This is a genomic window from Streptomyces kryoterrae, from assembly GCF_054072135.1.
Genome location: NZ_CM133358.1, coordinates 4,378,971 through 4,393,261, shown reverse-complemented (window position 1 = coordinate 4,393,261; position 14,291 = coordinate 4,378,971). Strand labels below are relative to the sequence as shown.

Annotated in this window: 9 protein-coding genes and 1 pseudogene; 6 read left to right on the top strand and 4 right to left on the bottom strand. The window is 69.7% G+C overall.

The genetic code is table 11. The annotated features are described in order from the left end of the window. The first annotated feature begins 25 nt into the window (after positions 1-25). The gene (locus ACW4TU_RS18825) at positions 26-835 is read left to right on the top strand and encodes a hypothetical protein (RefSeq protein WP_457429010.1); all 810 of its coding nucleotides are present in this window, start codon (positions 26-28) and stop codon (positions 833-835) included. Positions 836-1,481: 646 nt separating this feature from the next. On the opposite strand, the gene ACW4TU_RS18820 is transcribed toward ACW4TU_RS18825, so the two are convergent. The 3 genes from ACW4TU_RS18820 to ACW4TU_RS18810 form a co-directional block, all read right to left on the bottom strand. Then, complete coding sequence (locus ACW4TU_RS18820; RefSeq protein ID WP_457429008.1) at positions 1,482-2,300, bottom strand: CAP domain-containing protein; 819 nt, start codon at positions 2,298-2,300, stop codon at positions 1,482-1,484. Positions 2,301-2,819: 519 nt separating this feature from the next. After that, on the bottom strand, positions 2,820-4,799 hold the full coding sequence (locus tag ACW4TU_RS18815) for an RICIN domain-containing protein (protein WP_457429006.1): 1,980 nt from the start codon (positions 4,797-4,799) through the stop codon (positions 2,820-2,822). Between the two features lie 276 nt (positions 4,800-5,075). Continuing rightward, positions 5,076-7,103: a HelD family protein gene (locus ACW4TU_RS18810; RefSeq protein ID WP_457430192.1), complete on the bottom strand. Its 2,028-nt coding sequence runs from the start codon at positions 7,101-7,103 to the stop codon at positions 5,076-5,078. A gap of 573 nt (positions 7,104-7,676) precedes the next feature. Between ACW4TU_RS18810 and ACW4TU_RS18805 the strand changes: the two genes are divergently transcribed. The 3 genes and pseudogenes from ACW4TU_RS18805 to ACW4TU_RS18795 form a co-directional block, all read left to right on the top strand. Continuing rightward, a complete protein-coding gene (locus tag ACW4TU_RS18805; protein WP_457430190.1) occupies positions 7,677-8,282 on the top strand; it encodes an RNA polymerase sigma factor in 606 nt (201 codons plus the stop codon). Continuing rightward, positions 8,279-9,340 (top strand): CU044_5270 family protein, encoded by a 1,062-nt coding sequence (locus ACW4TU_RS18800; RefSeq protein ID WP_457429004.1) that lies wholly within the window; start codon positions 8,279-8,281, stop codon positions 9,338-9,340. Before ACW4TU_RS18805 ends, ACW4TU_RS18800 begins: the two co-directional genes overlap by 4 nt. A 47-nt stretch (positions 9,341-9,387) precedes the next feature. Continuing rightward, positions 9,388-9,822 (top strand): annotated as a pseudogene (locus ACW4TU_RS18795) (ATP-binding protein); the annotation flags it as partial. A gap of 16 nt (positions 9,823-9,838) precedes the next feature. On the opposite strand, the gene ACW4TU_RS18790 reads toward ACW4TU_RS18795, so the two are convergent. Beyond that, positions 9,839-10,906: a saccharopine dehydrogenase family protein gene (locus ACW4TU_RS18790; protein WP_457429002.1), complete on the bottom strand. Its 1,068-nt coding sequence runs from the start codon at positions 10,904-10,906 to the stop codon at positions 9,839-9,841. A 114-nt stretch (positions 10,907-11,020) separates the two neighbouring features. Between ACW4TU_RS18790 and ACW4TU_RS18785 the strand changes: the two genes are divergently transcribed. Both ACW4TU_RS18785 and ACW4TU_RS18780 read left to right on the top strand, forming a co-directional pair. Further along, complete coding sequence (locus ACW4TU_RS18785; RefSeq protein WP_457429001.1) at positions 11,021-11,974, top strand: helix-turn-helix domain-containing protein; 954 nt, start codon at positions 11,021-11,023, stop codon at positions 11,972-11,974. 176 nt (positions 11,975-12,150) lie between these two features. Continuing rightward, complete coding sequence (locus ACW4TU_RS18780) at positions 12,151-13,782, top strand: cellulase family glycosylhydrolase (RefSeq protein WP_457430188.1); 1,632 nt, start codon at positions 12,151-12,153, stop codon at positions 13,780-13,782. The last annotated feature ends 509 nt before the right edge of the window (positions 13,783-14,291 follow it).

Below are 14,291 nucleotides of genomic sequence, written 5' to 3'. Positions count from 1 at the left end.
GGGCAGTCTCATGGAGACTGCCCCCGTGGGCTGTCCGATCGACACCGAGCGACTACTGGCAACTGGCGGCGATATGACGCACCGGGAGTACCCCAGCTTCGATGTACTGCTGAACCGTCTCCTGGACGGCGGAGACGCAGGTGCTGTGGATCCCGAACTGCGTGAGACGGTTCGGAACCTGCGGCTTGCCGATGAGAAACCAGGCCCGGATCTCCTGAACACCGTCGCAGATGCCCTCAGCCTGCACAGGCCGGACGTTTTCCTCATCGCCGGTGTGGCTGTCCCTGATGAGGCACTGCCTCAGGACGACCAGGCGGGCGGCGAACTACCTCGTCTGGTGCGCAGCGCACTGCAACTTCCCGCGTCGGGCACGAAGCAACTGTGCGACTACGCGCGTGCTCTTCCGCAAGAGCCGCGAACCCAACCACACCGCGTGCCCCATCTCTACCAGCAGTACCCACCGGGATTCGGTGGCCTCTTGGTACGACTGCTTGCCCTACGCAATTTGAACTGGATCAAGTCCGCCCAGGTGCTATCTCTGATGAGCGGAGTGCATCTCTCGGCGTCGACCATCGGGGCGGTGGGGCGCGGCAAAAAGGACCTCGACTCTGATCTCCTGGCGGCTCTCGCGGTGGTGCTGGGTGTTCCTGCGCCAGTCCTGTCATCCCTGACGAACCTGCCTGTCAAGGAATCAAGTCCGCAACCATCCGCGCAGACTGCCGAGGTCGCCGAATTGCTCTGGCTCGTCAGACGCCTCACTGCCGATCAGGTGAGGCAGCTACGCGAGATGGCTGAGGGCATGAGGAGGGGGGCAACCGGCGAGACCGGTGCCTGAACCTGTCGCCCAAGGCGCCTCCTCGGCGCTCAGCAGCCCTATCCAGCCGAAAGACAGGCGCGCCGAGTCGCACGCATCCCGGCGCGCACCTGTGCGGCCAGGGCGCGCACGGTCGGATTGGGGCGGCGTGTCGCCTGCCCGGTCACTCCTGGCCCGCCCCGATCGTCCTGACTGCGGCAACCTCGGCAGAGCCCACCGGGCAGAGCCTCCGCCCGCCCCGGCACCCCGCAGTCGGTGCATTCCATCAGCAGGGAGCGTCGAGGGGCGGGAGGCGACTGCACAGCAGGTACGACGGCCCGCTCGGGCGGCATCTTGTCGAGCAGCCGCCTCCGGACGAATCCCCGGGGTGAGTGCACGGGGTCCGGCAGCCCGGCGACCACGGCGCCGGTGAGTAGCCCGGGCGTCGCACTCTCCGGCTGCACGTGCCTTCGTTGATCGCGAACGCGCTCGTCGCGCCGACGGTGAGTGAGGCCGTTGCCGCGACGGACGTAAGTGCGGCCAGGACCGCTCGTTCGGCGATTTGCTTCAGCGGAGAGTGGTCGTGCGTGTGTCGTTTCGCCGCGTCCGCCCGAGCAGGTTGTCCTCCAGCCGAGGGCCGATCGTGTCCGTCGCCAGCAGGGGCAGGCCGGACACGCCAGGGGTGGGGCTACGCGGCCGAGCCGAAGTCCTGGGTCCAGTAGTAGCCCGGCTGGGCCAGGCCGATACCGATCTCCTTGAAGCCGCAGTTGAGGATGTTGGCCCGGTGACCGGAGCTGTTCATCCAGCCGTCCATGACGCTCTCGGGAGTGTTGTACCCGGCGGCGACGTTCTCGCCCGCCGACCTGAACGTGTACCCGACGCGGGAGAGCCGGTCGCTCATGGACGAACCGTCGGAACCGGTGTGGGACATGTTCGTGTGATCGGCCATGTCCTGGCTGTGGTCCTGAGCGGCCTTGGTGAGCTTGGCGTTCTCGGTCAGCGGCGCGCAACCGGCCTTTGTGCGTTCGGCGTTGACGAGGACCAGCACACGATCCGTGGGACCGGAGTCCGATGTGCCGGCGGAGGCACTGGGGGTGCTGTCGGCGCTCGCGGCGGGCGAAGGGCTCGACGGCGGGGTGTACTCGTCGAGCGTGCCGGCGGTGGGCGTGGCCGTCGGGCTGCTGGACACCAACGGTGACGCGCTCGGGGCGGCGCTGGAGGGAGAGGCGCTCGGGGTGGCGGACGGAGCGGTGGTGGCGGAGGCGGGGGTGCCCGAGGCGGTCGGGGACGCGGTTGCGGACGCGACGGGTGACCGCGAGGGCGTCGGGGCGGCTACCGCATCCGACTTGCCCCATCCCCACCATGAGAACGAGACGATGCGCCAGCCGCCCAGCCCGCTGTCGCTCGCCTGGGCGACCGAAGGAATACCCACGGCACCCACGACCAACACGGCGGCTGCCGCACCGGCTATCCTCCGGCGGCTCGATTTCTGGCGGTGCTTGGTCATGCGTAGCCTCTCTCAGTGATCCGTTTACCGTCTGCGAATGGCCCCCACGGCTCATTCGCCAGCCTTGGCCCTGCAGAGCTCGGTCATTATGGGGAGCGCCGAGCGCGTCGGGCAACGAACGGCCGCGCTGCTGTCGGGCGTTCACACCAGGGTTTGTCCGGAACCCGGGAGTCTGGAAATCCAGCCGTTTCCACACTCCTTCGACCACTCGCACACACCTGTCACCAGGCCAAAGGCATCCCTTTCGCAACCTCGACCATCACCCCGATAGGTCTACCGAATGACCCGCTCATGGTGGCAAGGTCCCGATCGGTCCCTAAAAAACGTAGTTATTACCATCGGTAACCAGTCAATCGGCATCATCGAGCGCAATTCCGGCGTGACGCACATCACCTCAATTCGAGGTGTAGGAAGTTCTGCCCTGTCTGTGGGAAAAATCCGGCGGCAACCTGACGGCGGTGGGCGGCAACCTGAGGGCGGTATCTACTGCGACTGCGCGGACAGCCGCAGTTCCGCGTTTCAGTCGGTGAGATGTGCGATCGACAGGGTCGTGGTGGTCGGGGAGGTGCCGGACATCGCGGAGCTGTAGTCGGGAGTGGAGGACGCGAAGGCCCAGGCCAGGCTGCCGTCCGGCAGGGTCGCGATGTCTCCGGCGATACGGGCGTCCACCACCTGGTCCGCCACGACCGGTGTTCCGGTGCCGTCGACGACCTGGAGGTGGGTGCCGGTGAACCTCCCGGTGCAGGTGCCGTCCTTGCAGGTGGCGCCGGCGACGCTCTCCCACGAGACCAGCAGGTTCCCGCCGTACGGGGTGATGCGGACGTTGCGGTGATCGGTGCCGGGGTCGTCGGTGAGCGTCACCACGCTGCCGGGGGTCGAGGCGTCCTTCAGGAACGCGACCGCCACCTGGTGGGTGTCGGTCCTGGGCGTGACGGTCCAGCCACGGCCGCTGCTGTCCGCGGTGTTCTTGACCGCCGAGGCCGCTCCCCGGTCGGCGAAGGCCGTGGCGTACCCACCGGTGGAGGTCTTCACCAGGTCCCCGGAGTTGCCGGGGTACGCGCCTCCGCAGTAACCCGCCCAGCACTGCTCGCGCTGTATGACGGGGGCGTCGTCCGGAGCGCTGATCCCGGTGCTGACGAACAGCCCGGACCGCCAGTCGTCGAAGCAGAGGGAGGGGAAGTCACCGGAGGCCGCCGGGGCCAGGGCTATGCCCTCGTTGTGGCTGCAACCCCAGTCCCAGCCGCCGGACTTCGTGGTCCCGGCGTCGTCGACGTAGGCCAGTTTGTCGCCGTAGTGCCCGTCGGCGAAGCCGCCCGCGCCGTGTACGACGAAATAGGCGCCGTACTTGCTGCCGTTCCACTTCAGCGCGCCGTCCAGCACGGGAGAGGTGTCGTTGCTGGCGGTCCCGGTCAGCTTCTTGCTGAAGAGGGCGGAGCCGTCCTTGTAGCGGATCAGGGCGGCGGCCGTGTCACCCCACTTGTTGGTGTCCGGAACTCTGGTCAGCAGCGCGAAGCCGTTGTCGTGGGCGACGAGCCCGCTGACTTCCTCGGTGTCCGGGACCACGGTGTCGGAGCCCTGTCGTGCCAGGGCCGGTGACAGTGAGGTCACATGGACGCCGTCGGACGCCGGCCAGGCCACCCGCACCGAACCGTCGGGGGCCGCCTGGGTGTCGACGCGGGTCCACTCCGGAAGCTGGTTGTAGCCGGACTGCTGGTAGCCGAAGGCTGCCGGAAGCGTCACCTTGGAGACGGTGAGCTTCTGCGCGAGTGTGCCGCCGTCGGCACTCGGGGAGGCGGAGGCGGAGGCGGAGGCAGAGGCCGAAGGCGAGACCGAGGGCGAGGCGGAAGGCGAGGCGGAAGCGGTGGCCGACGGTGAGGGGCTCGCCGAAGCGTCGCTGCCGGGGACCGCCGCCAGCTTCCACTGCTGGTTGGCGCCGCCGTTCGCCCTGTACTGGATGATCCCCGCGCCGTCGGCGGTGGAACGCGCCCTGACGTCCAGCACCTTGCCGCTGCCCCGGTTGACGACCTTGATGGCGCCGCCGTCCAGGTCGGTGATCTTCCACTGCTGGTTCGCGGCTCCGGAGCCGGCCGACTGGTCGACCGAGGCCTTGTCCGCCTTCGAAGCGCCCTTGACCTGCAGCAGTTTGCCGCTCTCGCGGTTGACCAGTTCGAAGTAGCCGCTGTCGGTGGACTTCAGCCGCCACTGCTGGTTCGCGGCGCCGTTGTCGGTGCGCTGGACGACCGCCGCGCCGTCGGCGGTTGAACTCCCCGCCACCTCCAGCGCCTTGCCGCTGTTGACCGACACCAGACGGTAGTAGCCCGTGGAGTCGATCGTCGCGGCCTCGGACTCCGGCTGCGAAAGCAACAGATACGGCCCCAGCACCGCCGACACACCGAACAGCAGGCCGGTCACGGTCCAGCGTTTCCGGTGGCGACCGCGCGAGCGCCGCCCCCTGCCGGCCGCCTGGTCCGCGAGGCCGGGCTCGTTGATGTCACTCACGACGGATCTCCTTGCACACAGTGCGCTGTTCCGCAGAAGCTCGGAGACTCAGGAGAGGACTCTGAGTCTGCTCGTCAGTGGTCGCCGCGCAAGCGAAGGTTGCCGAGTGACCGTCACTTCCCGGGCTGAGCGGGCGAGCCTCAGCTCGCGGCTTGCGTCTCCGGCCGGGCGCGGAACACGCCTCGCCGAGGGCGGCCACACACCCGCGAGCACAGAACAACGGGCTTCTCGCATCCCCGCCCCGTTCTCCAGCCGGCACACAGGTGCGCCGAGTCGTCAGGCGGGCTGGACGGTGATGGTGCAGAGGCGCTTGGTGGCCCGGGTCAGGGCTACGTACAAGTCCCTTTCCCCACCGGGGCGGGCCGTGATGATCTCCTCGGGGTTCATGACGACGACCCCGTCGAATTCCAGGCCGCGTGCTTCGGACGCCGGGACGATGCGCGCGTGGTGAGCGACGCCCTGGGCCGTCAGCTCGCTCACCCTGGTGTCCGCGCAGATCACTCCCAGAAGCTCGCCCGGGTGCGCGGTGATCTGGGCGCGGAGTTCCGAGACGACGGCGGTGACCAACCCGTCCGCAGGTGTGGTCACGGTACGAGGGCTCTCACCGCTTCGCAGTGACCGTGTGGGCTTCTGGTCCGGAGCGATCCGCGCGAGCAGGTCCCGGACGCTCTCCAGGATCTCCCGCGTGGTGCGGTAACTGACGGTCAGGTTGTGCAGTCTGAACCGCGGCCCGACGTTCGGGCTCAGCGCTTCCCTCCAGTCGCGCGCTGTCGCGACCGGGCCTGCCTGGGCGAAGTCACCCACCAGCGTCATCGCCCTTGCCGGGCAGCGGCGGACGATCATCCGCCACTGCATGTCGGTCAGTTCCTGCGCCTCGTCGACGACGACGTGCCCGTACGTCCGCTCAGGGGGGCCGTCGACCAGGTTCGCCGCCTCGTCCAGCAACGGCACATCGGCATCGGTCCACGGGTCGTCCTGACCGCGCAGCAGAAGGGACCGCTCCTGCGCGGTCAGGCGGGGCAGGCGCTCGGCGAGAGCGCCGGCGTCCGTCAGGAGCGCCTTCACGAGGTCACCGGGTACCAGCCGCGGCCACAACACCTCGACCGCTCGGTCGACGCCGGCGTCGTCGAGCAGATCGGCTCGGACGGCGTCCAGGTCCAGCTCGTGGGCCGGCCCCGGGTCGGCCGCGCCTTCGGCACGGCGCTGGGCGGCTCCCGTGAACCGGTCGAGGTCCAGGCCCGTCATCCTTTCGGTATCGGCGTCGATCTGCTCCAGGAGGGCTCCCATGTCTCGCCGCATCGCGTCGGTGACGGCGTCGACCAAGAGCTCCTTGAACACCTGGCGCGCGGGGTTGTGCCCCGGTACGGCTGCCACGGCGGCGTCGCGTGCCGTGGCGACCTCCTCGTCGGACAGATGGACCCGTTCCTGTCCGACCCGCACGGTGAAGTCACCGGCGGGGGCTTGGCGGACGCGCAGCAGGCCGGTCAGGGCGTCGGCGAGGCCGGAGCTGCCCTTGAGGCGCGCCGTGCCGAACGGGTCCACCGTGTCCGTGGACACTCCGGCGAGTTCCCGGCAGGTCGCCAGAACGACGTCGTTCTCTCCGAGCGAGGGAAGGACCTGGGAGATGTAGTCGAGGAACCGGGCGTTCGGGCCCACCACCAGGACACCCTCCTCGGCGGCGCGCGGGAACGCGTACAGGACATAGGCCGCCCGGTGCAGGGCGACCACCGTCTTTCCGGTGCCGGGCCCGCCCTGCACCACGGTCACCCCGCGGTGGGCGGAGCGGACGATCTCGTCCTGCTCGGCCTGCAGCGTCGCGACGGCCGCGTGCATCCTGCCCGTACGCCGTGCCGACAGAGCCTCGGTCAACGGGCCGTCCCCCACGACGTCCTCGTCGGTCGGGGCGGTCCCGTCCAGCAGTTCGTCGCTCACCGAGACGACCGTGCGCTCCTTGAGGCGCAGGTGCCGGCGCCGCCGCAGGTCCATCGGGTGGACCGGCGTCGCCTCGTAGAAGGGCCGCGCCGCGTTCGCGCGCCAGTCCACGAGCAGAGGCAGGTCATCCTCCTCCGTGTGCAGTCCGATCCGCCCGATGCGCAGGACCGTGCCGTCCGTCCCGTCGATACGCCCGAAGACCAGCCCCTTTTCGGCGCCCTCCAGCCGGCCGATCTCCTTGGCAAGGCGCTCGGCGGCGATTTCCCTCTCGTATGCCTCACCGGCGCTTTCCGCCGGGGCCTTCAGTACATTCGCCCGGTGTACTCGCGCCTCGGAAATCCGCTCGGTGAGCACCTCATATAAGGAGGACACGTAATCCCGCTCCGATTCAACCGCACGCACGGCGGGATCGTTCATTTTCGACAACAGGGGCTCCTTCGATTCGAGCCACACCATAGGGCCAAAGTTCCCTAAAGGTAAGTCTTGACTTACTTGGCAAGTCATGACCCTGCGGCTGAATCCATAATGGCCGGCCGGCTGGCCGTATGGCATGGCATGCATTCCGCCGTTCCGGATATCGCTGATTGTGCTCCCGATGCCCGCGTGCCTTATGGGCGAGCCCACCCTTGATACCTGCAATGTTTTGCCGCGCTCGGGAAAAGGGGGAAGACCCCCGGCGAGGCGACCGGCACCATCGATCTGACATCTGACATCTGACATCTGACATCTGACATCTGACATCTGACATCTGACATCTGACGTTCTGACGGCCAGGGGGCATCCGGTCGCTTCGTCCGGCGACCCGGCCGAGGGCCTCCTCGCTCCCTCCCTACGATGGTCCTCTGGACTTCTACGGCGTCGCGCTCGCACCAGTGCGTGACACAGGCCACAGGAACTCCTCCCGTGTCGCGGAGAGAAGTGGTCGTGAGGGACTCAGAGAACGATGTGCGTCGCCGTGTGCGCGAAGGGGACCGAGAGGCGTTCGCCCTGCTGTACGAGCAGTTCGCCCGCGCCGTCTACAACCACGGGCTGCGACTGACGGGCGACTGGTCGACAGCCGAGGAGATCATGTCCGAAACGTTCCTGGCCGCGTGGCGGACCCGCGCGCGGGTGCAGGAGGACGGCGGCTCCCTGCTGCCCTGGCTGCTGGGCATCGCCACCCACAAGGCGGACAACGCCCGCCGGGGAGTCCGCAGACGGCAGTTGTTCCTGGCGCGTCAGCCGCAGCCACGGGTGGAGGAGGACTTCGCGCCTCGGACGATCGGGCGTATCGACGACGCACGGTACCTGCGTGCCGTGCAGGCCGCGCTGGGACGGCTGCGGCGCCAGGAGCGGGAGGTACTGGCCCTGTGCGTGTGGTCCGGCCTGGACTACCAACAGACGGCCGAAGCGCTGGGCATCGCCGTCGGAACCGTACGGTCCCGCCTTTCGCGTGCCCGCAGGAAGCTCGCTCACCTCGCGGAAGAAGAACGGGAACCACCGACCGCCCGCGGAGAGATGACAAGTGCGGCCGCGATCGCGGCCCTGCCCGTACGGGAGGAGCTCACATGAACGACGACACCACCGGCGCTTCCCCGGAGCGGCGCGGCGACCGCGAGGAGATCGCCCGCCTGCTCCCGGCCCCGGCCGACTGGGACCTTCCGCGCGAGCAGCACCTTCGTCACAGGGACCTTCTGATGAACCACATCGACCACGACCAGGCCGCCCGTACCCGGCCGGCCCGCCGACTGCTGCGGCCCGCGGTCCTGGCACCGGCGACCGCTCTGGCCCTGGCCTGCGCGGTGACCGCGGGGATCGCGCTGACCGGCGGTGACCCGGCGCCCGCCGGCACCGCGTCGCACCGCGCGGCCACGGACATGCAGCCCGCCGCCGCGCTCCTGGACCGGATCTCCGACGCCACGGAGACCCGCGCCGGCCTCACGGTGCGCGACGACCAGTTCGCTTACACCAGGGAGAAGACCCGCGGGGCCGACCTGACCAGCGGGAAGGCTGTCCTCGGCCCGCTGGTGGACCGTGAGGTGTGGGCCGCTGAGGAGCCGGGGCCCCTGCGGAAGCTCGGCCTGATCCGGGAGAACGGTGAGACGTTCCCCATCAACGCCGACCTCGGTGACACCGAGGGCACCCCCGCCGGTATCAACCGGCCCACCTACCGCTGGCTCGGCTCGCTGCCCACCGACCCCGACAAGCTGCTGACCTATCTGTACGCCAAGACCCCGCAGTCCGATGGACGGGAACGCGACCAGGCGGTGTTCGAGCAGATCGGGTCTCTGCTCGGCGGGGTGATGCCGCCCCGTACGGCCGCCGCCCTCTACCGGGCCGCGGCGAAGATCCCGGGTGTCACCCCGGCCCCTGAGGCCCGCGACGCGATCGGTCGCAAGGGCCTCGGAATCGCCCGCGACGACACGCGGTACGGCATCCGGACCGAGTGGGTCTTCGACGAGAAGGACTTCGCCTTCCTGGGCTCCCGCAGCTACCTGACCAAGGACGCCCCGTACGGAAAGGCCGGGACCCTGCTGTCCAGCGTGGCCGAGCTGGAACACGCCGTCGTCGACGAAGCCGGCCGACAGCCCACCGACGCGGAGCGGACACAGACCGAGCGCCAAAGCTGACCGTCGACCGCCGGAGGCGGTGCTGCGGCGCAGGCCGCAGCACCCATCCGCGCATGGCGGAGATCGAGCGGTTGCGGGGAGATCTCACGCTGAGCCGGATCAAGGAGCGGTGGACGGGCCGGCGGGGCCGCGCGATCGAACCCGTGGTCCGCGAATCCCTCGCCCGCCTCCTCCCGGACGGGCCTCTGCCCGCCGCCCCGGCGATCGGCGGGTACCGGACCCGCGGCAACGGCGTCGAGATCGGCCTCGTGGGCGCCGACCGGCAGCCCGTGGCAGAGGAGTCGCTCTTCCTCGGCTCCGTCAAGTGGCTGGAGAACGCGGCCTTCGACAGTCACGACCCGGCCGCGCTGTAGAAGCACCGGGCGGCGATCACCGACGAACCGGTACCGCTCGTCGCCGTCTCCCGCAACGGGGTCAGCTGTTCCGGACTCCAGGCGGCATACGGGCCCGAAGAACTGCTCGCCGCCTGGCGCAGGACCTGACACTTGCCGCTGCCGCCTACCGGAACAGTTCGAGCGAGATGTGCTCGGACAGAGCGCCCAGGAAGTCGGCCGCGTCGAAGGCCGCCCCGGCTGACGCGACACCGACCGTCCGCGTACGGCCCGTCAGCACCCGCGCCACCGCCTCCACCGCCAGCGGCGCGCTGACCGCGTAGATGTCCCGCCCGCGCGCCACCGCACGCCGTTCCACGCCCCCGGCCCGTACGACGACGTCCACGACGAACGTCTGCGCGGACCGCCCGTCCTCGTCGACCGCGACCGGCGCCGGGGTGTCCGGGGCCGACAGCTCCCGGGCCGCGTCCGCCGCCATGTAGCCGCGTACCTCGGGAATGGCCAGGTGGCTGGGGACGGTGACGACGTCGGCCATGGAGAACTCGCCGATCACCTCCCGCGGCCCCATCGGGTCCGGGAAGGGCCACTTCAGGGTCGGCAGCGCGTCGTCGTGGTACTCCAGCCGCCCTCCGCTGTAACGGACCCGGCGGCCGTTCCTGCGTTCCCGGGAGACCGCGCCCGCGGTGCGCGTCCCGGCGGTGGGGTGCCAACTGCTCAGCCCGTACGCGATGTCCGCCTCGTCGGCCGACGTCCAGTCGCCCATGGCCGCCGTGACCAGCAGGTCGCTGAGGCCGCCGAAGAAGGCTATCGCGGGGATCACCAGGGCGTTCGCGGCCCGGGCACGCTCCGCGAAGCGCGTGAACGTGTCGAGGTTGGCCTCGATCTCGGCCGCCACGTCCACGTACGGGATCCCGGCCCGCAGCGCCGCCTCGATCACCGGCGCCGCCGTCGCCGCGAAGGGTCCGGCGCAGTTGATCACGGCCGCCGCTCCGGCCAGCCCCCGGTCCAGCGAGCCCGGGTCGTCGACCGAGGCCGGCCGGGCATCGAGCCCCGGGCGGGACGCGGCCAGCTCCCGCAGCTGCTCCGGGTCCCGCCCGGACAGGACCGGGACGAACCCCCGGTCCAGCAGCTCCGCCACCACGAAGCGCCCGGTGTGCCCGTACGCGCCGAACACCACGACAGCCTGCCCTGACCCTGACCCTGACCCTGACTCCGACCCCGATACCGATCCCATGACTTCTCCCCGTCGCGTTGCGAGTGATCATCCGCTGATCAACTGTGACCATCCTGACGCCGGTTGCGGCTCCGTACGAGTGTCCGGAACGACACGCCCCGTACAGTTCCGGACATGGGTACTGTCGCTGTCGCCGTCACCGACGGCATGCTCCACTTCGAACTCGGCATCGCCTGCGAGGTCTTCGGCTCCGATCTCTCCCACCTCGTCGACCCCTGGTACGACGTCGCTCTCTGCGGCCCGGCTTCGATCCGCGCCGGCAGATTCCTGCTGGAACCCGACGCCGGCCTCGACCGTCTCCCGTACGCCGACACGGTGATCGTCCCCGGCTGGGCCGACGTCGACCAGGCGCCGCCGGCCGAACTGGTCGACGCGGTGCGCGCGGCCCACGAGGCGGGAGCGCGTGTCGCCTCGCTGTGCACCGGGGCGTTCGTGCTGGCCGCCGCCGGACTGCTGGACGGGCGGCGCGCGACCACACACTGGGCGCACACCGATGTCCTGGCCGCCCGCCATCCCGAGGTCGAGGTCGATCCGGACGTGCTCTACGTCGACAACGGCAGCGTCCTCACCTCCGCCGGCAAGGCGGCCTCGATGGACCTGTGCCTGCACCTCGTACGCCTCGACCACGGCTCGGCGATCGCCAACACCGTCGCCCGCCGCCTTGTCGTACCCCCGCACCGGGCGGGTGGTCAGGCGCAGTTCGTCACCGCGCCGGTGCCCGCCCGGGACGACCATCCGCTCGCCGAACTGTTCCCCTGGGCGATCGAACGGCTCGACCGCGCGCTGACCGTGGAGGACCTGGCCCGCCGGGCGAACATGAGCTCGCGCCACCTGGGCCGCCATTTCCGTACGGTCACCGGCACCACCCCGCTGCAATGGCTGCTCACCCAGCGGATCCGACGCGCCCAGGAGCTGCTGGAGGCCACCGGCGACAGCGTCGACGCCATCGCGGAGGCCGTCGGCATGGGCACCGCCACGACGCTGCGCCGCCACTTCAACCGCACGATCGGCGTGCCCCCGGACGCGTACCGCCGTACCTTCCGCAACTCGCGGTCCAGCGCGGGATGATGCGCGACACCTTGACGTGTCCCTGCCGCAGTGGGTTTATGGGAGCGCTCCCACATTTTCCCTCCCGCGTTCCTTCTGATGCTGAAGTTTCTTCGCGCTCACTTTCTGGAGTCGCAGTGAGAACAACGAGAAGCACGACAAGAGGCACGACAAGAGGCACTACGCGAAAGAGCCCCATAACCGTCCTGCTGACCGCCCTGGTCACCGTCCTCGGTCTTCTGGCCCTGGCGCCGACCTCCGCCCAGGCGCAGGCCGAGTCGCCCCGCGCCCTGGCCGCCGGCCTGCACATCTCGGGCGGCCGTCTCCTCGAAGGCAACGGCAACGACTTCGTGATGCGGGGCGTCAACCACGCCCACACCTGGTACCCGACGCAGACCCAATCCCTCAGGGACGTCAAGGCGTTGGGCGCCAACACCGTCCGCGTCGTCCTCGCCGACGGGCACCGCTGGACCAAGAACACCGCCGACGACGTGGCCGCCGTCGTCGCGCAGTGCAAGGCCAACCGCCTGATCTGCGTACTGGAGGTGCACGACACCACCGGCTACGGCGAGGACGCCGCCGCCGGGACGCTCGACCAGGCGGCCGACTACTGGATCGGCCTCAAGAGCGTGCTCGCCGGCCAAGAGAACTACGTCATCATCAACATCGGCAACGAGCCCTGGGGCAACACCGATCCGGCCGGCTGGACCGCCCCCACCATCGCCGCCGTGCAGAAGCTGCGTGCCGCCGGCTTCCAGCACACGATCATGGTGGACGCGCCCAACTGGGGCCAGGACTGGCAGGGCGTCATGCGCGCCAACGCCCAGTCCGTGTACAACGCCGACACCACCGGCAACCTGATCTTCTCGATCCACATGTACAGCGTCTTCGACACGGCGGCGGAGATCACGGACTACCTCAACGCCTTCGTCACGGCCAAACTCCCCATCCTGATCGGCGAGTTCGGCGGCCCGGCCGACCAGTGGGGCGATCCGGACGAGGACACCATGATGGCGACCGCCCAGCAGTTGAAGCTGGGCTATCTGGCCTGGTCGTGGAGCGGCAACACGGACCCGATCCTCGACCTGTCGATCGGCTTCGACCCGAAGCAGCTCAGCGCCTGGGGCCAGCGCATCTTCAACGGCGCCAACGGCATCGCCCAGACCTCCAAGGAGGCCACGGTCTACGGCGGCGGTACGGGTACCGACACCCAGGCCCCGACCGCCCCCGGCACGCCGACGGCGTCCGCGACCACCGCCACCTCGACCACCCTGACCTGGGCCGCGGCGACCGACAACGTTGGCATCGCCGGCTACGACGTCGTCCGCGTCAACGGCACCACGGAGACGGCAGCCGCTTCCTCCACCACCAACACGGTCACGGTGACCGGCCTCACCGCGGCCACGGCCTACACCTTCGCCGTGTACGCGCGGGACGCGGCCGGCAACCGTTCGCCCCGCTCGGCCACGGTGAGCGTCACCACGTCCCCGGGCGGCGGCACCCCGGGCGTCAGCTGCTCGGTCGCGTACCGGGTCGTCGGCGAATGGCAGGGCGGCTTCCAGGGTGACATCACCCTGCGCAACACGGGCACCGCCGCTCTCACCAACTGGACGCTGGGCTTCAGCTTCGCGGGCGGCCAGACGATCAACAACATGTGGGGCGGTACGCCCACCCAGAGCGGCGCCAACGTGAGCGTCGTACCCGCCTCCTATACGGCCACGATCCCGGCCGCCGGCTCGGTCTCGGTCGGCTTCATCGGGGCGAAGGGCGCGACGAACGCGGCGCCGACGTCGTTCACGCTCAACGGCACGGCCTGCACGACCACTTGATACACACGGCTGGCAGGAGGGCGGCGTCCCGTATCCGGAACGCCGCCCTCTGGCCTGCTGGTTACCGAGTCGGTCCTATGTCCGAGACCCAGCCCGTCAGCCCTGGTGGGGCGTGCCGTGGACGACGAGTTCGGTCATGTCCAGGTACTCGCAGCCCGAAGAGCCGCATTCCTGCGCGCAGTTCACGCCGTTGTCGACGGCCTGGTTGTCCATTGCCCAGCATCGTCACGCGGATGTACCGGATGTACCGGATGTACCGGATGTTCCGCTCGGTGTCCGTGTTGAGCGGCACGGCGTTCTCCCGGCCGGTGTCGCCTGTCGAGCCCGGCCACTTGGCGCGCGGTACCGGTGGCTGGGTCCAGTTCGAGTACACCCTGCGCCCCGAGCCGATTGTGCAACTGTCGTACGCCGGACCGCTGTTCGCCCGCCGTCAGCCGGGCATCGCGTCGCGCTCAGCACCGGAGCGTCGGTCACAGCCCCCGGCCTGGGGTGTGAGGGCGACGCAATCC

Coding starts and splice junctions, on each gene's coding strand:
- ACW4TU_RS18820 (WP_457429008.1), bottom strand. CDS start 2,300: ATGACCAAGCACCGCCAGAAATCGAGCCGCCGGAGGATAGCCGGTGCG.
- ACW4TU_RS18800 (WP_457429004.1), top strand. CDS start 8,279: ATGAACGACGACACCACCGGCGCTTCCCCGGAGCGGCGCGGCGACCGC.
- ACW4TU_RS18790 (WP_457429002.1), bottom strand. CDS start 10,906: ATGGGATCGGTATCGGGGTCGGAGTCAGGGTCAGGGTCAGGGTCAGGG.
- ACW4TU_RS18785 (WP_457429001.1), top strand. CDS start 11,021: ATGGGTACTGTCGCTGTCGCCGTCACCGACGGCATGCTCCACTTCGAA.